The organism is Providencia vermicola (assembly GCF_010748935.1).
Taxonomy (GTDB): Bacteria; Pseudomonadota; Gammaproteobacteria; order Enterobacterales; family Enterobacteriaceae; genus Providencia; species Providencia zhejiangensis.
The window spans coordinates 3,450,317-3,469,918 of sequence record NZ_CP048796.1; the positions used below are offsets into that span (position 1 = coordinate 3,450,317).

Genomic DNA, 19,602 nt, shown 5'->3' on the forward strand with positions numbered 1-19,602 from the left:
ATTTATTGGGGTAACACACGTAGAATGGTTAAAAACAGCTTCTACGTACCTTAATGATTTAATTCGTTGTCTTACTTATGAGCGATATTAAAACAGAGCCGCCTATTGGCGGCTCCTTTAAAGCTGACGACTTATTTACTCATTGCAGCAACTTCTGCTGCGAAATCAGTTTCAACTTTCTCGATACCTTCACCCACTTCGAAACGGATGAAGTTAGTGACTTTCGCATTTTTCTCTTTCAGTAGGTCACCAACAGATTTGCTTGGGTCCATAACGAAAGGCTGGCCAGTCAGAGAGATTTCGCCAGTGAATTTGTTCATACGGCCAGTAACCATTTTTTCTGCGATTTCGCGTGGTTTACCTGACTGCATAGCGATGTCTAGCTGGATTTGATGCTCGTGAGCAACAACGTCAGCTGGTACATCGTCAGGAGTCACATATTCAGGCTTGCTTGCAGCAATGTGCATCGCGATGTGTTTCAGCAGTTCTTCGTCAGCACCTTCTGCTGCAACGAGAACACCGATACGTGCGCCGTGCAGGTAGCTACCAACTTGAGCACCTTCAAGGATCGCTACGCGGCGAATGTTGATGTTTTCACCGATTTTAGCGACTAAAGCCGTACGAGCATCTTCGAATTTTGCTTTAACAGCTTCAACATCTGTATTTTTGTCAGCGATAACAGAAGCCATCACTTCTTTACCAAATGCCAAGAAGCCAGCATCTTTAGCAACAAAGTCAGTTTCACAGTTCAGTTCGATCAGAGCACCGCTTTTGCCATCAGCAAAAACTTCTGCAAGGATAACACCTTCAGCTGCTACACGGCCTGCTTTCTTAGCCGCTTTAGCCTGACCTGATTTACGCATATTGTCGATTGCTAATTCGATATCACCATTAGCTTCAACCAGCGCTTTTTTACATTCCATCATACCTGCGCCAGTACGTTCGCGCAGTTCTTTTACCAATGCAGCGGTAATTCCAGACATGTGATTTATTCCTCGATATACCTCATAGGAGAATCCCTACAAGGATCATTCTGATTCAGATAGATAAAAAAGGGGCCAGATAGGCCCCCTTCTAACCATATAGCAATACCTGGTTTATAAGGGCTCTTAATTAGAGCAGGCCTTATTATTCAGCTTCTACTAAGCCTTCTTCTGCTTGAACAGCCAGATCCTGAGAACGACCTTCACGAACGGCAGTAGCTACAGCGCTCAGATACAATTTGATTGCGCGGATTGCGTCATCGTTACCAGGGATAACGAAGTCGATACCGTCTGGATCAGAGTTAGTATCAACGATAGCAAATACTGGGATACCCAGGTTGTTTGCTTCTTTGATAGCAATGTGTTCGTGTTCTGCATCGATAACGAACAGAGCGTCAGGTAAACCGCCCATATCTTTGATACCGCCTAAGCTGTTTTCTAACTTACCAAGTTCACGAGAACGCATCAGCGCTTCTTTTTTGGTCAGTTTGTCGAAAGTACCATCTTGAGACTGAACTTCTAAATCTTTCAGGCGTTTGATTGACTGACGAACGGTTTTCCAGTTAGTCAGCATACCGCCTAACCAACGATGGTTAACGAAATACTGATCACAGCTGTTAGCAGCTTCTTGAACGGCTTCGCTTGCTGCACGTTTTGTACCAACAAACAGAATCTTGCCTTTACGAGAAGCAATTTTATTCAATTCAGCCAGAGCTTCGTTGAACATTGGAACAGTTTTTTCCAGGTTGATGATATGTACTTTGTTACGAGCGCCGAAAATGAATGGTTTCATTTTAGGGTTCCAGTAACGAGTCTGGTGACCAAAGTGTACGCCCGCTTGTAGCATATCGCGCATGGAAACAGTTGCCATTTAATACCTCTGTATTTAAGTAATTGGGGTTATGCCTCCACGAATCCCATAACACCGACTCTAAAGCTGCGCCTAAACGCATAAGAGCACCCCGGTGCATGTGTCGACCCGTGTGTGTTATACACAATTGAGTTTAGTTTACGGTATTCCAAAACTCTAATCAGATAAGCTTCTTGGCCTTAGACCGAATAACATTTCGAATAGATAATGGATTTCCGGCGCGCTTTATACCATAAATCGGATTAATAAGCCAACTTTTGTTGTTTTTTTACTGTGCAAAAAAACCTAATTAACGGGCTTGAATGGCTGGGTAGCCTGACCAAAAAGTGTCACTGATTTGATTTTTTATCTTTCCTATTTTTGGCAATTTGTGCTACCCAAAGCTCAAAATGATAAACCGACTAAGCCATCCAGCGTACCCTAAGCCTATACCAAGCAGCTAAGAGACTTTGATGTTTAGTTGGCAGAAAATGCGGTGCCTGATACCATATAATCATCATTGATGTTGAATAAATGGCGCTATTACCCATTTATTGACCTTTTTTTATTTAAACTATGTCACCTACCAATTGCTGACATAAATGGACTGAATTCATGGCTATTATTATCAAAACTGAAGAAGATATTCAGAAAATGCGTGTTGCTGGTCGTCTAGCAGCGGAAGTACTCGAAATTATTGCCCCCCACGTGAAACCGGGCGTCAGTACGGGGGAGCTTGACCGTATCTGCCATCAACATATTGTCGATGTACAACAAGCCATTCCTGCTTGTTTGAACTACCACGGTTTCCCAAAATCAGTCTGTATTTCAGTTAATGATGTGATCTGTCATGGCATTCCTAGTGATGATAAAATCCTCAAAGACGGTGATGTCGTCAATATTGATGTAACTGTTATTAAAGAGGGTTTTCATGGCGATACCTCGAAAATGTTTATTGTTGGCAAGCCAACGATCCAAGGCGAACGTCTTTGCCACATCACTCAAGAAAGCCTCTATTTAGCACTACGCATGGTTAAACCGGGTATTCGCCTACGCACTTTAGGTAAAGCAATCCAAGAGTTTGTCGAGAAAAATGATTTCTCCGTGGTTCGTGAATATTGTGGTCATGGTATCGGTGAAGGCTTCCATGAAGAACCCCAAGTTTTGCACTACGATGCCGATGACAGCGGTGTTGTGCTGCAAAAAGGGATGGCCTTTACCATTGAACCTATGGTCAACGTTGGTGACTATCGCATCCGTACCATGAATGATGGTTGGACGGTAAAAACCAAAGATAGAAGCTGGTCTGCACAATATGAGCACACCCTCGTTGTGACCGACAACGGTTGTGAAATTATGACATTGCGTAAAGAAGAAGAGCCTTTTATCTCAGCGGTGTTAGTCAATGCTTAATGAATAATTAAATGAATTGTGGCATGCCATGCATATGGCAACGGCTGATGACCATGACATGTCACCTATTCATTTCCCCTACCAACGACTTCATGTGAAATAATTCAACTTCAGTCTGTTCATCCTCAACAATCCCCAGTAAGCTGTAAATTCCCCTGTTCAGGCTATCGATGCGGAAAGATAATGATGACACCTTCTCCTGTAGCGTTTTTATCACCTTCTTTATTTCAAGCTTCTGACCTTGAGCTACTTCGACTAAAACAACATGTAGAATCGTTCCATAATTACTTAGAAGAAGCCTTCAACCAAGGTGAATCCGCCATTGATTTGGTTCATGCCCGCAGTGATTACTTAGATGCCCTACTAACGCGTTTGTGGAAAGAGTATCAATTTGACCAACAACCAAATATGTCTTTAATTGCGGTTGGCGGATATGGTCGACATGAACTTCACCCGTTATCAGATATTGATATTTTAGTCTTAAGCGCTGCGCCGCTCGCTGACCACATTGCCCTGAAGGTTGGGCAATTTATTACACTTTTATGGGATCTAAAATTTGATATTGGCCATAGTGTGCGTTCGTTACAAGAGTGCATCGATGCTGGTATCGCCGATTTAACCGTCGCGACAAACCTGATTGAATCACGCCTTATTTGTGGGGATATCGCGCTTTTTTTACGCCTACAAAAAACGATTTTCAGTGACAATTTTTGGCCATCAGCCACCTTTTTTGCCGCTAAGCAAGAAGAACAACAAGAACGTCATCAACGCTACCACAGTACCAGCTACAACCTAGAGCCTGATATTAAAAGTAGCCCCGGCGGCTTAAGGGATATCCATACCCTACTTTGGGTCGGTAGGCGCCATTTTGGCGCTACAACCGTTGATGAGATGGTTGGGTTTGGCTTTCTCACTGAGGAAGAGCGTCAAGAGCTGAAAGAGTGCCTTGCCTTTCTATGGAAAATTCGCTTTGCTTTGCATTTAGTCGTCAAACGTTACGACAACCGTCTTTTATTTGATCGTCAATTCAGTGTGGCGCGCTTGCTTGGATATCAAGGCGAAAAAAACCAACCCGTTGAATTAATGATGAAAGATTTTTATCGTGTTACTCGACGTGTTCGTGAACTCAATCAAATGTTATTGCAGCTGTTTGACGATGCCATTCTTGCACTTAACCCAGATGAAAAACCTCGTCCCCTTGATGAGCAATTTCAATTACGTGGCCCATTAATTGATGTCATTGATGATATGCTGTTTATTAAACAGCCCGCAGCCATATTAAAAATGTTCTATTTGATGGCTCGCTACCCAAATATCACAGGAATTTATTCAACCACTTTACGCCAACTACGCTTTGCGAGACGTAATTTGACCGCCCCTTTATGTGAATTACCGGAAGCAAGACAACTATTCATTAAAATATTGCGCCACCCTAGAGCCATTAAAGGCGCATTTGTTCCAATGCATCTACATAGTGTTTTGAGCGCCTATACTCCGCTTTGGAGCAACATTGTCGGGCAAATGCAATTTGACCTTTTTCATGCTTATACTGTCGATGAGCACACCATCCGTGTATTACAAAAAATCGACAGCTTCACTCATGAAGAAAATCGTCGTAACCACCCTCTCTGCGTTAGCGTTTACCCTAAGCTATTACACCCTGAAACCTTGAGACTTGCGGCGCTATTTCACGATATTGCTAAGGGGCGTTCAGGCGATCATTCCGATTTGGGCGCTGAATTTGTGTATGAGTTTGCTTTACAGCATAACTTTCCACAAAAAGAAGCGGAACTGGCGTGTTGGTTAGTTAAAAAGCATTTATTAATGTCGGTCACCGCACAGCGTAGAGATATCCAAGATCCTGATGTGATTAAACAATTCGCTCTGGAAGTCAAAACGGTTCCACGATTGAATTACTTAATGTGTTTAACCGTTGCAGATATTTGCGCAACGAACAGTACCCTATGGAATAGTTGGAAACAGAGCCTGATCCGTGAGCTGTTTCTTTCAACGGAACATCAACTCAATCAAGGTATGCAAAGCACACCTGATTTACGTGAACGTATTCGTCACCATCGTCATCAAGCATTGGCATTACTGCGCCAATCACCCATTAATGAAGAAAAGCTGAACAAATTATGGTCTCGGTGCCATGCCGATTATTTTCTACGGCACACTCCATCACAACTGGCTTGGCACGCTTGTCATTTATTAAAACATGATCTTGAGCAGCCTCTTGTATTGATTAGCACACAACCTAAACATGGTGGAACTGAAATTTTCATTTGGTGCCCAGATAAACCTCACCTATTTGCAGCGGTTGCTGGGGAACTTGATAGGCGCAATCTCAGTATTCATAGCGCACAAATTTTTACCAATAAAGATAATATGGCAATGGATACCTTTGTCGTATTGGAACCTAATGGTGCGCCATTATCGAAAGATAGGTATGAGCAAATCCGTAAAACGTTACTACACGCGGTTCAACAACCAGCAGTACCATTGCCTCAGACACGCACTCTACCTTCAAAACTACGTCACTTTACGGTTCCCACGAAAGTGAATTTTTTACATTCCACCAATGAACGTCGCAGTTATATGGAGTTATTTGCACTCGATCAACCCGGCCTACTCGCCCGAGTCGGTCATGTGCTGGCGCAGATGGAAATTTCACTGCATGGTGCTCGGATCACAACCATTGGCGAAAAGGTAGAGGATTTTTTCGTGCTGGCTGATAAAAATCACAAAGCTCTCGATAAAAAAATGCAACAAGAGTTATCAGAAAGGTTGACAGAAACCCTTAACTCGAAGGATAAATGATAGGCCATAAAGCAATATTATTACTCGTGTTCTTAAAGGGGAAAAACAATCAATGCAGCATTTACAAGCCATCATTGAACAAGCATTTGAAGACAGGGCTGCCATTACACCGTCTACGGTAACACCCGCTGTCCACCAAGCAGTTACAGAAACTATTGCCCTATTAGATAGTGGCAAACTTCGTGTCGCAGAAAAGATCGCTGGCGTTTGGGTCACCCACCAATGGCTGAAAAAAGCCGTATTACTTTCATTCCGCATTCATGACAATCAAGTGATTGATGGTGCTGAAAGCCGTTATTTTGATAAAGTTCCTATGAAGTTTACCGATTATGACCAAGCTCGTTTTGAGCGTGAAGGTTTCCGAGTCGTTCCGCCGGCAGCGGTTCGTCAAGGCGCTTATATTGCCAAAAATAGCGTATTGATGCCTTCTTATGTCAATATCGGTGCCTATGTTGATGAAGGGACAATGGTTGATACATGGGCTACAGTGGGTTCATGCGCTCAAATTGGTAAAAACGTCCATTTATCTGGAGGAGTGGGTATTGGTGGTGTGCTTGAGCCATTACAGGCAAACCCAACGATTATTGAAGATAACTGCTTTATAGGCGCTCGCTCTGAAGTTGTTGAAGGCGTCATTATCGAAGAAGGTTCTGTCATTTCAATGGGAGTTTATCTCGGTCAAAGCACAAAAATTTATGACCGTGAAACGGGTGAAATTCACTACGGGCGTGTACCTGCTGGCTCAGTTGTTGTATCAGGCAACCTGCCATCTAAAGACGGTAGCTATAGCCTTTATTGCGCTGTTATCGTTAAGAAAGTCGATGAAAAAACCCGCGGTAAAGTCGGTATTAACGAGCTATTAAGAAGCATCGATTAATCCTTCCTCCCTATATGGCTAGAGAGAAAAAGACCTCCTCTACCCAATCTAAAAAATGATAGACCTCTTTTTCTTGTGAAGAGGGGTTTGTCAATTTTCTGATTTCGCGCATAATATTAGCTTAGCCATTGTCAGGCTTTTTAGCATATAAACTGTATGATTTTATTTTTTGCCTAGTAAAAGCGCTTATTACCTGCATATTGAAGTATTGTTGACTTTAATATTGGCGTTTTTAATTTATGCCCAAAATAGAATAATATTGTTCCAGTCGACAAGGCTATCGCTCTCTGTGTCTCTACAAATTTTGGTTTCCTATAATTCGGTGAATAACATGTATGATAATCTGAAAAGTTTAGGTATTAGCAATCCTCAAGACATTGATCGTTACACGCTACGCCAAGAAGCAAATAACGACATTTTGAAAATCTATTTTCGCAAAGATAAAGGGGAGTTTTTTGCGAAAAGCGTGAAATTTAAATATCCACGCCAACGCAAAACAGTCGCGGCAGCTGATGGCAGCAACAATTTCAAAGAAATTAACGAAATTAACTCTAATCTTCGCTATGCGATTGAAGAATTAGACCAAATTTGCAAAAACGACACTAATGATATCGACTTGAAACACAAAATTTTGGATGACTTACGCCATCTGGAACATGTCGTATCCAATAAAATTGCTGAAATTGAAGCTGACCTTGAAAAATTAACTCGCAAATAGTTTTTATACGCAAGTTTCAGATCGTTACTGCACCGAGAAATATTTTCACGGTGCAGACATTTACAACAATTCGCCCCAAGACTGAATCCACGGCTTAGCATATTCTTCTGGCACATCGTCTTCCATTGCGTCGATCAACAGCACATCGCCGATTCGCGTTCCTGATTGCTCAGTTAATAACTCATCAAAGCGTGTTCCCGCACCACAAAAGTTGTCATAACTACTGTCACCAAGCGCAATTACGCCGTAACGCAGTTCGGGTTGATAGCCTACAACATCTTGAATTTCATAAAATAATGGAGCTATCGTATCAGGTAAATCGCCTTGTCCTGTTGACGATGTTATGACTAATGCGATCCCTTCACCTGCATTATATTGTTGCCAATCACTCAATGTTGGCTCATCAAAAATAGTGACTTCGTGACCCTGTTGTTCCAATATTTCTTGAGCCGATTCCGCAACTGCTAAGGAATTTCCATAAACAGTGCCTACAAAAATACCAATTTTTGACACGAACACCTCCTATTAACTCAGTACCTACATGGATGGGTTCATCCCACTCATTCCCAATTTATTAGCCTCATTTTGCCAGCCAAACTGATTTATCAATGACAACCATAACGCATCCCACTGCGCAACAAGTGATAGGCGTTCTCCGGTAATGGGATGATCTAATACTAACTGGGTGGCATGTAACATGAGCCGTGAAACGGCAAAATTTTCGCTGACACCGCGATTTTGACGCAAATCACCATGTTTACTGTCACCAATAATAGGGTGACGAATATGCGACATATGTCGCCTTAATTGATGTTTACGACCTGTTTCAGGTTTTAGCTCTAACAGGCTAAAGCGAGCTGTCGAATAACGCCCTATCGCAACGGGGCATTCTACTCGTGCAATTGGCAGGCAATGCGTAATACATTCCTGCAATGCAGGCTCTTTGGTTGCATGCTTATCTGCAATTTTATCCAATTGTTCAAGCAAGGGATAATCAATGGTTTGTGCTTCTTCAACATAGCCGCGAACCACGGCATGATAAATTTTTTCAATCTGATGTGACTCAAATTGCGTCGCCAACTGCCTCGCGACCTCACTTGAGAGGGCAAACAGTAACACCCCAGACGTCGGCCTATCAAGACGATGAACTGGATATACAAATTGGCCAATTTGATCACGTAAGGTCTGCATGACAAAAACCGTTTCTTTGCTGTCTAACCAGCTACGATGGACCAACATTCCGGCTGGCTTGTTCACCGCGACTATAAACTCATCTTGATAAATAATTTCTAACATCAATGAGTTACCTACCTGATTGGCTGTTAAAAAAACTATCTAACTCACGAAGATGCATAAGTAATAATTGATATTGTTCTTCTTCATCATGCTTATAAGCCTCTTCAAAATAAGGGGCAATAGCAAATGCGCTTGGTAAAACCGCGCCTTGCTCAATGATGGCATATAAACGCGGGATCAAGACCCATTGCAACCATTCAATCGCTTCCATCGTATCAATTGAAAAAGGCTCAGTGCTTTCAAATGCTTCAGGACTTGGCGGTAATTCCCGCCAAAGTGCTTTTGACTTCATTTCTTCTTCAATATGACAAAGCTTTTCAATGATACGTTGTTCAATATTCATATAAAAACTCACTTAATAAACGTAGTCTGAAATATACGGCATATTGCTCATTAATTCTGTCGTAAATATGGGGTGCAACACAATCCCAAATCATCAATCACTATCAAAAGCACAATCACTGTTAATTAAAAATTTACATTTCAAGCCCTTTTGTCAGTTTATTTAAAGTTTATTTATCTATTGTTGTAGTTAATAAGTATATGATTAACGTTTTTTGATTCTCTGAATAAAAAATAGTCAACGATAAATATGGTTTATATATGGGCTTATTGAAGCAGTGGCGTAAACAAAATAAATTTTGGCAATCTATTAATAATAGTTATGTACAGTTAAAACGACAGGTACGTATTGCCAAACTCCCCTCTAAACCTTATCAGCAATTCCAAATGATGTGTGAAAACTACACTTGTGCTCGCATGTCTAAACAATTCGACAATATCCCTGATTTTGCTGAACGCCCTTTAAATAAGTATTTACATCGCGAGTGGAATGGGAAGCAGAAGTTACTCACCGCTAGCCATACCTTAGAGCAGATAGAAAAAACATTCACACTTGAGGCCATTAAAGAGATGTTCTCAACAGAACGTCAAGGTCTTAAAGTTGCAGATATTGAATTAAAATCAGGTGATTATGCGCAGTTAAGACTCGTATATTCTCAATATCCTCGAGAGGGTGACCTGACCTTACACCTGCTTAATGAAATGGGTGACGATATCTATTTAATGAGCTTTTCGTTTGGAACGGAAGGGCAACTTTATATTTGCTCTCTGCAAGGGCCTTCAACAGAACAGAGCACCGAGCAAGTTAAATCAATTACTAAGCAAATGCATGGCATGCGTCCTAAAAACCTATTGATGTCATCTATTTATGCTGTTGCCGCTTTTTTCCATTGCACATCAATAATGGGTATTTCAAATAACTGCCACATCAAACGTCAGCATCTCAAGTCAAGCTATGACCACTTTTGGCAAGAGTGTAATGGTGTTATTTCCGCTGACGGTTGGTATCATTTGCCTTTAACTGAACCCGTTCGCGATATTGAATCGGTAAAAAGCCAGCATCGCTCCGCATTTCGTAAGCGCGAGGCATTAAGAGAGGCAATGTACCAAAGTGTTTTAGGCTCATTGGTCGCATACTCAGTTTCCTCAAATCGTAATACGAAAACACTCAATTAAAAAAAAGCCAGCCAACAATTGGGTTGACTGGCTTATCTCATGTTTTAAATGGTATACAGCATCCTGCAAAAAACGACTTCCTGCCGTTCGACATCCTGTCTTCTGTAAACAGTTTAGTGAGTCACCTCACTTAGCCATCCTTGACCGCTGTTCTACTGGTAGAAAACGAAAACCCTGTCTTCACACAGCCAATTAAGAATGTATTAAAAACACTAATGAAACAACCTAGTAAAACAAACTAAATAATCGCTGTAAAACTTGAGTTTCTTTAATTGATAGTAACTACATGAAATTAAATATTAAATAATACCGATTTAGATAAATGAAGAAATTTAAAGCGCATTTCCTAATTAATTTGTAAGTTATTTCCTACAAATTCTATCTATAGCTACTTACGCTAATGGCTCTACCACTGGCGATAACTGCTGAATAAAATGGATAAGATCAGGTGCCAATACTTGTTTTTCCTTACTGCCAAATTTTTCTAAAATAATTTCCCCTGTTAAATTACATAAAGAAATCATTTCTAAATCGGACTCTAATGTGGCTATAAACAGTGTGGGGGATAGTTTTAAACGCTTCTGGGTCACTAGGTGCCCAATTAAATTTTCTTGTAACCGTATGAAATCATCCTCATTCCACACTTGCACTAGATTCAGCGTATGACCTTGGAACTGCGCTTTCATATCTCCAGCTAATTGAGTTGTGTAAAAAGGATGGATCATCGGCTGTAATTCAATATCGAGTGCAGTCGCCACTTTATTTAAATTTTTATCTTGTAAAGAAAATGATTGAGGCTCCCAATAAACCCAATTTTCACCTGTACGAACGATACAAGGTGAAGGAATCCCATATAGATCGCTAGAAGCAGGCGGTAAGCCTGTTTGTGCCATCCATTTGCTCACATATTGTTCGGTAAACTGAGTCAGTGCTTCAGAGACTGTTATATTCATAATTATTTCATTGTCTAATGATTGGATTTAATTGAAATAGCGGTAATATCACTAATAAGTGATATTATGACAGAAGTTAACCAATGAATGAATTGCTCTTATTTTTAGCTGCTTATAGTAGGTCGCTATCTCAGTAAATGAAGTTTAAGGATCAACATGTCACAATATCAAAATAACCCAGCGCTGGATAAACTGACTCTCGGAAAAAAAACGGCCTATTATGATCAATATGATCCGAGCCTGCTTCAAGCGGTTCCTCGTAGTCTAAATAGAGATCCATTGAATATTCATGCGGGTAACCTCCCCTTTCATGGTGCTGATATTTGGACCTTATATGAGCTTTCTTGGCTAAATAATAAAGGTGTACCGCAAGTGGCTATTGGCTCAGTGCATGTTGATGCGCGAAGTGAGAATTTGATCGAATCAAAAAGCTTCAAGCTCTACCTGAATAGTTTTAACCAAACTCGCTTTGAAACTTGGGAAAATGTGCGAAGCGTTTTGCAAAACGACCTCTGCAATTGTGCTAATGGGGAAGTTAGCGTTACACTCCATAAACTAAATGAATTTTCACAGTGTGCGATTAGCCCATTCGACGGGATCTGTATCGATGAACTCGATATTGAAATTAATCACTATGAATTTAATCGTGATTACCTAACACATTGCACAGAAAATGAACTTGTGGAAGAAACACTGGTTAGCCACTTATTAAAATCAAATTGTTTGATTACTAACCAGCCCGACTGGGGTTCAGTACAAATTCATTATCGTGGCCCTAAGATTAACCGTGAAGCTCTGCTACGTTATTTAGTCTCTTTCCGCCATCATAATGAGTTTCATGAGCAATGTGTCGAACGTATTTTTAATGATATAACGCAATTGTGTAAACCCGAAAAACTCAGTGTTTACGCGCGCTATACTCGCCGAGGTGGTCTCGATATCAACCCATGGCGTAGCAATACACAATTTACGCCCGACGTAGGACGTTTAGCACGGCAATAAGTACTTTAAGTTCATTGTTATATTTTTATATCAAGATCCCTTTGGGATAAAGGAGAGTTACTTGATTACTCATATCAGTCCATTAGGATCCATGGATCTACTATCTCAACTTGAAGTTGATATGTTAAAGCGCACTGCTAGCAGCCATCTTTATCGGCTATTTCGAAACTGCTCATTAGCGGTTTTGAATTCAGGAAGCTTAACAGATAACAGTAAAGATTTATTGGATAAGCATACTGACTTTGATATCAACGTATTACGCCGTGAACGTGGCGTAAAACTAGAGCTCATCAATCCACCTCAAGATGCTTTTGTCGATGGTAAAATCATCCGCTCTATACAAGCAAACCTGTTTGCTGTCCTACGTGATATCCTCTTCGTTCATGCGCAAATTATCTACGCAGAACAAAAACTGCAATTAGATTTAGAAAATGGCGCGCACCTGACTAACATCATTTTCTCTATACTACGTAACGCTCGCACACTTCATCTTGATGAAGATCCCAGCATGATCGTTTGCTGGGGCGGCCACTCAATCAATGAAACTGAGTACCTTTATGGCCGGAAAGTCGGTAATGAACTTGGTTTAAGAGAGCTGAATATCTGTACGGGGTGTGGGCCAGGCGCTATGGAAGCACCAATGAAAGGTGCGGCGGTTGGTCATGCTCAACAACGTTATAAAAATAGCCGTTTTATTGGCTTAACAGAGCCGTCTATCATTGCCGCTGAGCCACCGAATCCATTGGTGAATGAGTTGGTTATTATGCCTGATATCGAAAAACGTCTTGAAGCGTTTGTACGGCTAGCGCATGGCATTATTATTTTCCCTGGTGGTGTGGGTACCGCAGAAGAACTACTCTATTTATTAGGTATCTTGATGGATCCTGAAAATAGTGCACAGGTTCTCCCTTTGGTGTTAACGGGGCCAAAAGAAAGTGCAGAATACTTCGCTGTACTTGATGACTTTATTCGTCACACCCTTGGTGATGAGGCAAGTAAACACTACCAAATTATCATTGATGATCCCCAAGAGGTGGCTCGTGTTATGAAAAAACACATGCCTCTAGTAAAAGATAATCGCCGTAGTACAGGTGATGCGTATAGCTTTAACTGGTCAATCAAAATCAGCCCAGAGCTACAGCATCCTTTCGAGCCAACTCATGAAAACATGGCATCTTTGAACTTACACCCAGGTCAATCACCAGAGAAACTGGCATCCGACCTGCGTAGAGCGTTCTCTGGTATCGTGGCAGGTAACGTGAAAGAAGTTGGAATGAAAGCTATCGAACAGCATGGACCATTTAAAATTCATGGAGATAAAGAGATCATGCAACGCATGGATACTCTGCTAAGAGGCTTTGTAAGTCAACATCGTATGAAGCTCCCAGGCGGGACTGCCTATGAGCCTTGCTATGAAATTGTGAAATAAATGGATAAAAGCCAAGGATGGCAAAAACATGATGATCCACTTACTTATTATTGATGCACTTAATTTAATTCGTCGCATACATGCGGTACAAGGTAGCCCTTGTGGTGACAGCTGTATATCCGCTGTATTGCAGCTTATTTCGCATACCTCTCCCACCCATATCGTTGCGGTATTTGATGAAGAAGGTAGGCATAATAGCTGGCGGCATAAAAAGTTACCTGACTATAAAGCGGGCCGACAACCCATGCCTGATAATTTACAGGCTGAGCTCCCGACATTAATCAACCAGTTTGAATCCAAAGGTATTCATTGTTGGCAATCACATGGGGATGAGGCCGATGATCTTGCGGCCACCTTAGCAAAAAAAATCGCCGATGCCGGACAAACCGTCACCATAGTGTCGACCGATAAAGGCTATTGCCAATTACTCTCCCCCGCCATTCGCATCCGTGATTATTTTCAAAAACGTTGGCTAGATGTCCCATTTATTGAGAAAGAATTTGGCGTACAGCCACACCAACTACCTGATTACTGGGGATTAGCGGGCATTAGTAGCAGTAAAGTCCCCGGCGTTACAGGGATTGGAGCGAAAAGCGCCACATTACTTTTACAGCAGTATCACTCAATTGAAAATTTATTTGCTAACTTAGAGAATGTTGACGAGAAATGGAGAAAAAAACTCATTGGCCAGCTCGATATTGCCACAACTTGTCGTGATATTGCGACATTAAGAACGGATATCGCATTACAAGGCAACCTAAACCAACTACGTTATCAGATTAAATCATCTTCATAAAAAAACTGCACCTTACTTCGCCATTTATCAGCGTTTGGGGTGCAGTGATAAGTGAGGTGACCCGTCTAATGTTTAGTCACGTATTGGCGCATAAGCCGACCAAATTCGCTGAACATGTACGGTGATCTCCTCACGGTCATGGTAAAGCTGTTTTGCTTGAATACGGACATTAATGCCTTGCTCTTTTAACTGAGTAAACATTTTATCCAGAATATGAGAAACTTCCTCATAACGTTTCTTCATTGGCAATTTTAAGTTGAAAATGGTTTCTCGGCACCAACCTTCTAATAACCAATGCGTCATTAACGCAGCAACTTTTGCAGGTTTTTCAACCATATCACAGACTAACCAAGTGATATTTTTGGTATTTGGCTCGAATTTAAACCCATCAACCTGATGATGCCTAACCTGCCCTGTATCCATCAAACTTTGTGCCATCGGGCCGTTATCCACGGCATGTACCATCATACTTCGCTTAACTAATTGATACGTCCAACCACCGGGGCATGCACCAAGGTCAACCGCATTCATACCACTCGCTAAACGCTCTTCCCACTCATCATAGGGAATAAAGACATGGAACGCTTCTTCTAGCTTCAACGTTGAACGGCTAGGCGCATCCGATGGGAATTTAAGACGCGGAATCCCCATATAAAATGGAGAAGTATTCGAACTATATGAATAGCCTGTATAGCAGCAACCAGGCGCAATAAAGAAAACATGAATAATTGGACGTTTAAAGTTTTCTTTAGCTAGCAAAATTTTTTCTTTGCGCAGTGCATTACGCAAAGGCACTGTAAACTTACGGCAAAACTTCAGTAGCTCTTTGCTTTCGTTAGTATCAGCAACTTCAACACGAAGATCACCAGCCCGCTCCACCTGCTGGCTGAGTACACTTACAATCGGTGAAATGCGATCTTCAGGAGGCAAATCTTTCAGCAATTCGCCAACCACAAACATTTGACGTGCAAAAATCAATTCACGAAAAGGCAGCTCACGGGCAAGTTTATCGGCATCTTCAGCCTGATAACACTCAAAAATAACATAGCCGCTATTTTCTTTGACTCGAGCAAAACCAAAAACGTCTTTTTGCCCTGCTTTATCTGTAATTTCTGCCGCACACTCTTTTTCAAATCCAGGACGACAATATAATGCAATTTTATTACTCATGGCGTAACGCCGGTTTCCTTAGACGCATAGCGCCGATAACGACCAACAGCCAGCCAATAAGAAAACAAACTCCCCCTACTGGCGTAAAATAGGAAAAGTATTTTACCTGTAACAAGGCCATACAATAAAGGCTACCACTAAAAAGAAGTATGCCTACAGCAAAAAAAACACCACACCAGTAAAACCAAAGGATCACTTTGCGTAATAAAATAGCCCCCAGTACCATTAAGGCGACTGTGTGTAGCATTTGATAACGCAAACCAATTTCAATCCATTCCATCTGATGGGCACTCATAATCGATGACAGTGCGTGAGTACCAATAGCACCAAAGGCCACCGTAAAAAACCCACTAATCCCAGCAAAAATTAACATCAAACGACTATTCACAGTAACACCTTTTATTTACTATAACCGAAATAACCCCAGTCGCCTTAAGATGACCTAATAACATTCCTATACATTCAATCAACTGAGTGCCGTTTTCACTATGCAACTAACTACAATTTGAAGAATAATGGGCATGTATAATTACTAAATAAGTGCAATATCTTGATCACCTGTAATAAAACCCAATTTTTCTTGTTCGCTTGCCGCTTGGGCCAAAATCCATTGACGAAATGCGGCTATTTTACCTAAATCAGCTTGGTTTTCCTGACACACAAGGTAAAACGCATTTTTGCTCACCAAAACTTCGCTAAATGGGCAAACTAAACGACCTGCGTCTATTTCATTTTTAGCCATAACATTATTCGTTAATGCCACACCCTGCCCGTGAACGGCAGCCTGAATGACCATCGCACTGTGACTAAAAATAGGCCCTTGTTGGACATTAATAACATTATGCAATTCTAATTGGCGAACATAAGCTTGCCAATCCCGGCGAGAAGAATCATGCAATAAAGTATGATTCACCAAATCTTCGGGTTGCTTTAATGGATATTGTCCGGTCAATAATACCGGAGAACAAACCGGCATTAAATATTCAGCATATAATCTGTCTGTTCTAAGCCCAGACCAATTCCCTCGTCCATAGAAAATAGCGACATCAACATCATCGGCTAATTTATCTTCTTCTCGATCAACTGCTTGAATCCGCACATCGATCCCTGGATATGCTTGGTTAAAACTAGAAAGACGAGGCACAAGCCATTGTATCGCAAAGCTAGGAGATAAACTGACTGTTAGTGCCCCTTTGGCGCTACGTGCCTGTAATTTCCTTGTAGCCTCATTGATAGAGGAGAATATTTCTTTAATATCAAGGTAGTAGCTTTGCCCCTCTTCCGTTAATAGCAAAGAGCGATTACGGCGGCGAAATAATTTCAACCCAAGGAAATCTTCCAAGCTTTTCATTTGGTGGCTAACAGCAGCTTGGGTTACAAACAACTCTTCTGCCGCTTTAGTAAAACTTAAATGACGAGCGGCTGCATCAAATACTCTTAACGCATTAAGTGGCGGTAATCTTTTAGACATAATCACTTCTACTCGACAGGGTTATATGCATTAGTTTTTTTCATCCGAAGCATTATAAATTGTCCATTGAGGATACGCCAGTAAATACCTATAGTATGCGCACTTCCTAAGCCGGAACGAAAAGTTACAGAGTTTGGTTACTTTGAAACTTTTGGCTTTGTGGTTGTGATGTTGTGTTTGCAAGTTGTCTGGGAATGCCAGACTTTGTAGCTTTAGCTACTGTTTTTTTCACTTCCTGTACATTTACCCTGTCTGTCCATAGTGATTTTTGTGATGCACCGCCTAAGTTGCGGTGCTTTTTTTTGCAGACAAGCAAAAGAAAAAATCTAAAAAAGACAACGTGTAAACAAGTTTACAGAAAATCTTCATCGTTAGATATTTAAGATTAATCTTGAAGTTAACGTAATGAGATATCTCGTCACCAATAATGATAAAAGAAAAGTGATTGCAATCTGTCGCAAAAGACATAATCATTCCAAAATACTTTCTAAATTTCTCGCACCATCACGGGTCACCATCAAAAATTAACACAATAAAAAGTGCAGCGCGTAAATTTAAAAAGTATTAACAACGTCGGTTAAAAAAACACATATTCAGACAAAGAACACATACAATGGATCATTTTTCTGCCAAGCAGTTTCGAGAACAATTTCCCGCTATCCAGTCTCATACCGTTCACCTAGATAGTGCCGCGACAGCCTTAAAACCAATCTCCATGTCTCAAGCCTCAAATGACTACTATCTCCACTCCGGTAGTTCGGTTTATCGCGGGCAATCTCCTGAATCATTGAGAATAACTCAAAATTACGAACAAGGCCGAGTACGTGTTGCGAAATTGATTAACGCAGAAGATGAAAACACAATTATTTGGACACGCGGCACCACAGAATCTATAAATCTTATTGCGCAAAGCTATTTTAGGCATCATTTAAAGCCTAATGATGAAATTATTGTCAGCGAATTAGAACACCATTCAAATTTACTGCCTTGGCTAATCCTCGCTCAGCAAACGGGCGCAAAAATAATCAAATGGCCGATCAATCAAGACCAAACTCTACATATTGAGAAATTGAAGCAATTGCTTACCCCTAATAGCAAGGTGATTGCTATCACTCAAATGTCAAACGTAACAGGCTATCAACCGGATTTAACAGCGATTACTTCACTGGCACATAAGGCAGGTGCTCTCGTTGTCGTTGATGGCGCACAAGGCGTTGTACATAGCCCAATGGATGTTTGTGCCATGGATATCGACTTTTATGCTTTCTCCGCTCACAAACTTTATGGACCGACTGGCCTAGGGGTTTGTTACGGTAAACCTAATTTACTGGCAGCAATGTCTCCTTGGCACGGCGGCGGAAAAATGCTGTCAGAAGTCAGTTTTGACCACTTTACCCCTGCTCCTATTCCCCATTGTTTTGAGGCTGGTACACCGAATATTGCTGGGGTCATCGCTTTTTCAGCGACGCTGGATTGGTTATCTGAAATCGATTTACACCACCGTGAGGCGCATTGCTGCTCATTGATAAATTATGCCCATGAGCAACTGAAGTCACTCCCAGGATTTACTTGCTACAGCGAACCCAATACCCCTTTGCTTTCCTTCAATTTTGACGGCATACACCATAGTGATTTGGGCCTATTATTGACTGAACAAAAAATTGCATTACGCTATGGGCAACATTGTGCACAACCATTAATGGATGCACTCGATATTAGAGGCTGCTTACGTATTTCTGTCATGCCATACAATAATCTGCAAGATATTGATAAATTTATTAATGCGCTAAAGTTTGCACTCTCAATACTGAATGATGAATAAGGAAGCCTAATGACTTCAATAACACCAACATTTGCGCCGCATCCTTTCGGAACAGAACTGAAAATTGAGGCAATAGTAGAGCAATTTTCAACACAAAAGGCGTGGGAAGATAAATATCGTTCACTCATCCAACTTGCTCGCCAATTACCAACGCTGACTGAAGAACAGAAACAACACACTCAGGAAGTGAAAGGATGTGAAAATAGAGTTTGGATTGGCGCGAGATTGAATGACGACAACACCTTCCATTTTTACGGTGATAGTGAAGGACGCGTCGTTAAAGGGTTGTTTGCGATTTTATTAGCGGCGGTAGAACACAAAACCAGTCAAGAAATCCTTGCTATCGATTTTAAAGAGATCCTCAATAGCACTGGGTTGTCTGGTCAGTTAAGCGAATCACGACAAAATGGAATAGCCGCATTAATCACGACTATCCGTAATTTTGCTAGCGAAATGACACCTACCGAATAATGCACTAGAGGCT

General features: G+C 41.2%; 19 protein-coding genes. 10 read left to right on the plus strand and 9 right to left on the minus strand.

All coding sequences use genetic code 11. The features are described from left to right. Window positions 1–131: 131 nt before the first annotated feature. Both tsf and rpsB read right to left on the minus strand, forming a co-directional pair. Complete coding sequence (tsf, locus tag G3341_RS15595; RefSeq protein ID WP_154623753.1) at window positions 132–983, minus strand: translation elongation factor Ts; 852 nt, start codon at window positions 981–983, stop codon at window positions 132–134. Window positions 984–1,128: 145 nt separating this feature from the next. Next, on the minus strand, window positions 1,129–1,854 hold the full coding sequence (gene rpsB, locus G3341_RS15600) for a 30S ribosomal protein S2 (RefSeq protein WP_154623752.1): 726 nt from the start codon (window positions 1,852–1,854) through the stop codon (window positions 1,129–1,131). A 594-nt stretch (window positions 1,855–2,448) separates the two neighbouring features. On the opposite strand from rpsB, the gene map reads away from it, so the two are divergent. The 4 genes from map to G3341_RS15620 all read left to right on the plus strand — a co-directional run bounded on the left by map (window position 2,449) and on the right by G3341_RS15620 (window position 7,661). Beyond that, window positions 2,449–3,246 (plus strand): type I methionyl aminopeptidase, encoded by a 798-nt coding sequence (map, locus tag G3341_RS15605; protein ID WP_163862853.1) that lies wholly within the window; start codon window positions 2,449–2,451, stop codon window positions 3,244–3,246. A gap of 183 nt (window positions 3,247–3,429) precedes the next feature. Next, complete coding sequence (glnD, locus tag G3341_RS15610) at window positions 3,430–6,066, plus strand: bifunctional uridylyltransferase/uridylyl-removing protein GlnD (RefSeq protein ID WP_154623750.1); 2,637 nt, start codon at window positions 3,430–3,432, stop codon at window positions 6,064–6,066. 52 nt (window positions 6,067–6,118) lie between these two features. Continuing rightward, window positions 6,119–6,943 (plus strand): 2,3,4,5-tetrahydropyridine-2,6-dicarboxylate N-succinyltransferase, encoded by an 825-nt coding sequence (dapD, locus tag G3341_RS15615; protein WP_154623749.1) that lies wholly within the window; start codon window positions 6,119–6,121, stop codon window positions 6,941–6,943. Window positions 6,944–7,274: 331 nt separating this feature from the next. Beyond that, window positions 7,275–7,661 carry a DUF3461 family protein gene (locus G3341_RS15620; RefSeq protein WP_154623748.1) on the plus strand — a complete coding sequence of 129 codons (387 nt, stop codon included), beginning with the start codon at window positions 7,275–7,277 and terminating at the stop codon, window positions 7,659–7,661. Between the two features lie 60 nt (window positions 7,662–7,721). Here G3341_RS15620 and G3341_RS15625 read toward each other — a convergent pair whose 3' ends face one another. Genes G3341_RS15625 through G3341_RS15635 form a run of 3 tightly spaced genes read right to left on the minus strand, consistent with a single transcriptional unit; the run spans window position 7,722 to window position 9,300 of the window. After that, window positions 7,722–8,174 (minus strand): flavodoxin, encoded by a 453-nt coding sequence (locus G3341_RS15625; protein ID WP_163862854.1) that lies wholly within the window; start codon window positions 8,172–8,174, stop codon window positions 7,722–7,724. 24 nt (window positions 8,175–8,198) lie between these two features. Then, window positions 8,199–8,957: a tRNA pseudouridine(65) synthase TruC gene (truC, locus tag G3341_RS15630; protein WP_154623747.1), complete on the minus strand. Its 759-nt coding sequence runs from the start codon at window positions 8,955–8,957 to the stop codon at window positions 8,199–8,201. 7 nt (window positions 8,958–8,964) lie between these two features. Beyond that, complete coding sequence (locus tag G3341_RS15635) at window positions 8,965–9,300, minus strand: YqcC family protein (protein ID WP_154623746.1); 336 nt, start codon at window positions 9,298–9,300, stop codon at window positions 8,965–8,967. A gap of 260 nt (window positions 9,301–9,560) precedes the next feature. Here G3341_RS15635 and G3341_RS15640 point away from each other — a divergent pair, with 260 nt between their 5' ends. After that, a complete protein-coding gene (locus tag G3341_RS15640; RefSeq protein WP_163862855.1) occupies window positions 9,561–10,475 on the plus strand; it encodes a DUF535 family protein in 915 nt (304 codons plus the stop codon). Window positions 10,476–10,867: 392 nt separating this feature from the next. On the opposite strand, the gene syd is transcribed toward G3341_RS15640, so the two are convergent. Further along, entirely contained in the window at window positions 10,868–11,428 is a 561-nt protein-coding gene (gene syd, locus G3341_RS15645) for a SecY-interacting protein (RefSeq protein ID WP_163862857.1), read from the minus strand. Between the two features lie 156 nt (window positions 11,429–11,584). Between syd and queF the strand changes: the two genes are divergently transcribed. From queF to xni, 3 genes are all read left to right on the plus strand, one after another. Then, window positions 11,585–12,430 carry an NADPH-dependent 7-cyano-7-deazaguanine reductase QueF gene (gene queF, locus G3341_RS15650; RefSeq protein ID WP_154623743.1) on the plus strand — a complete coding sequence of 282 codons (846 nt, stop codon included), beginning with the start codon at window positions 11,585–11,587 and terminating at the stop codon, window positions 12,428–12,430. Between the two features lie 61 nt (window positions 12,431–12,491). Then, complete coding sequence (gene ppnN, locus G3341_RS15655; protein ID WP_154622487.1) at window positions 12,492–13,859, plus strand: nucleotide 5'-monophosphate nucleosidase PpnN; 1,368 nt, start codon at window positions 12,492–12,494, stop codon at window positions 13,857–13,859. A gap of 31 nt (window positions 13,860–13,890) precedes the next feature. Beyond that, complete coding sequence (xni, locus tag G3341_RS15660) at window positions 13,891–14,655, plus strand: flap endonuclease Xni (RefSeq protein ID WP_163863643.1); 765 nt, start codon at window positions 13,891–13,893, stop codon at window positions 14,653–14,655. A gap of 72 nt (window positions 14,656–14,727) precedes the next feature. Here xni and rlmM read toward each other — a convergent pair whose 3' ends face one another. The 3 genes from rlmM to G3341_RS15675 all read right to left on the minus strand — a co-directional run bounded on the left by rlmM (window position 14,728) and on the right by G3341_RS15675 (window position 17,296). Next, window positions 14,728–15,825: a 23S rRNA (cytidine(2498)-2'-O)-methyltransferase RlmM gene (rlmM, locus tag G3341_RS15665; protein WP_154622488.1), complete on the minus strand. Its 1,098-nt coding sequence runs from the start codon at window positions 15,823–15,825 to the stop codon at window positions 14,728–14,730. After that, window positions 15,818–16,213: a DUF423 domain-containing protein gene (locus G3341_RS15670; RefSeq protein ID WP_163862859.1), complete on the minus strand. Its 396-nt coding sequence runs from the start codon at window positions 16,211–16,213 to the stop codon at window positions 15,818–15,820. The genes rlmM and G3341_RS15670 overlap by 8 nt, the downstream gene beginning before the upstream one ends. 144 nt (window positions 16,214–16,357) lie before the next feature. After that, window positions 16,358–17,296, minus strand: coding sequence for a transcriptional regulator GcvA (locus tag G3341_RS15675; protein WP_154622489.1), 939 nt, complete (start codon window positions 17,294–17,296; stop codon window positions 16,358–16,360). A gap of 613 nt (window positions 17,297–17,909) precedes the next feature. Here G3341_RS15675 and csdA point away from each other — a divergent pair. After that, complete coding sequence (gene csdA, locus G3341_RS15680) at window positions 17,910–19,118, plus strand: cysteine desulfurase CsdA (RefSeq protein WP_154622490.1); 1,209 nt, start codon at window positions 17,910–17,912, stop codon at window positions 19,116–19,118. A gap of 9 nt (window positions 19,119–19,127) precedes the next feature. Beyond that, a complete protein-coding gene (csdE, locus tag G3341_RS15685; protein WP_154622491.1) occupies window positions 19,128–19,589 on the plus strand; it encodes a cysteine desulfurase sulfur acceptor subunit CsdE in 462 nt (153 codons plus the stop codon). Window positions 19,590–19,602: the final 13 nt, after the last annotated feature.

Bases quoted from the DNA above. Each gene is read 5' to 3' on its own strand.
- tsf (WP_154623753.1), bottom strand. From the start codon at position 983: ATGTCTGGAATTACCGCTGCATTGGTAAAAGAACTGCGCGAACGTACT.
- map (WP_163862853.1), top strand. From the start codon at position 2,449: ATGGCTATTATTATCAAAACTGAAGAAGATATTCAGAAAATGCGTGTT.
- syd (WP_163862857.1), bottom strand. From the start codon at position 11,428: ATGAATATAACAGTCTCTGAAGCACTGACTCAGTTTACCGAACAATAT.
- G3341_RS15635 (WP_154623746.1), bottom strand. From the start codon at position 9,300: ATGAATATTGAACAACGTATCATTGAAAAGCTTTGTCATATTGAAGAA.
- queF (WP_154623743.1), top strand. From the start codon at position 11,585: ATGTCACAATATCAAAATAACCCAGCGCTGGATAAACTGACTCTCGGA.
- G3341_RS15640 (WP_163862855.1), top strand. From the start codon at position 9,561: ATGGGCTTATTGAAGCAGTGGCGTAAACAAAATAAATTTTGGCAATCT.
- csdA (WP_154622490.1), top strand. From the start codon at position 17,910: ATGGATCATTTTTCTGCCAAGCAGTTTCGAGAACAATTTCCCGCTATC.
- rlmM (WP_154622488.1), bottom strand. From the start codon at position 15,825: ATGAGTAATAAAATTGCATTATATTGTCGTCCTGGATTTGAAAAAGAG.
- csdE (WP_154622491.1), top strand. From the start codon at position 19,128: ATGACTTCAATAACACCAACATTTGCGCCGCATCCTTTCGGAACAGAA.
- truC (WP_154623747.1), bottom strand. From the start codon at position 8,957: ATGTTAGAAATTATTTATCAAGATGAGTTTATAGTCGCGGTGAACAAG.
- xni (WP_163863643.1), top strand. From the start codon at position 13,891: ATGATCCACTTACTTATTATTGATGCACTTAATTTAATTCGTCGCATA.
- G3341_RS15620 (WP_154623748.1), top strand. From the start codon at position 7,275: ATGTATGATAATCTGAAAAGTTTAGGTATTAGCAATCCTCAAGACATT.
- G3341_RS15675 (WP_154622489.1), bottom strand. From the start codon at position 17,296: ATGTCTAAAAGATTACCGCCACTTAATGCGTTAAGAGTATTTGATGCA.
- dapD (WP_154623749.1), top strand. From the start codon at position 6,119: ATGCAGCATTTACAAGCCATCATTGAACAAGCATTTGAAGACAGGGCT.
- glnD (WP_154623750.1), top strand. From the start codon at position 3,430: ATGATGACACCTTCTCCTGTAGCGTTTTTATCACCTTCTTTATTTCAA.
- rpsB (WP_154623752.1), bottom strand. From the start codon at position 1,854: ATGGCAACTGTTTCCATGCGCGATATGCTACAAGCGGGCGTACACTTT.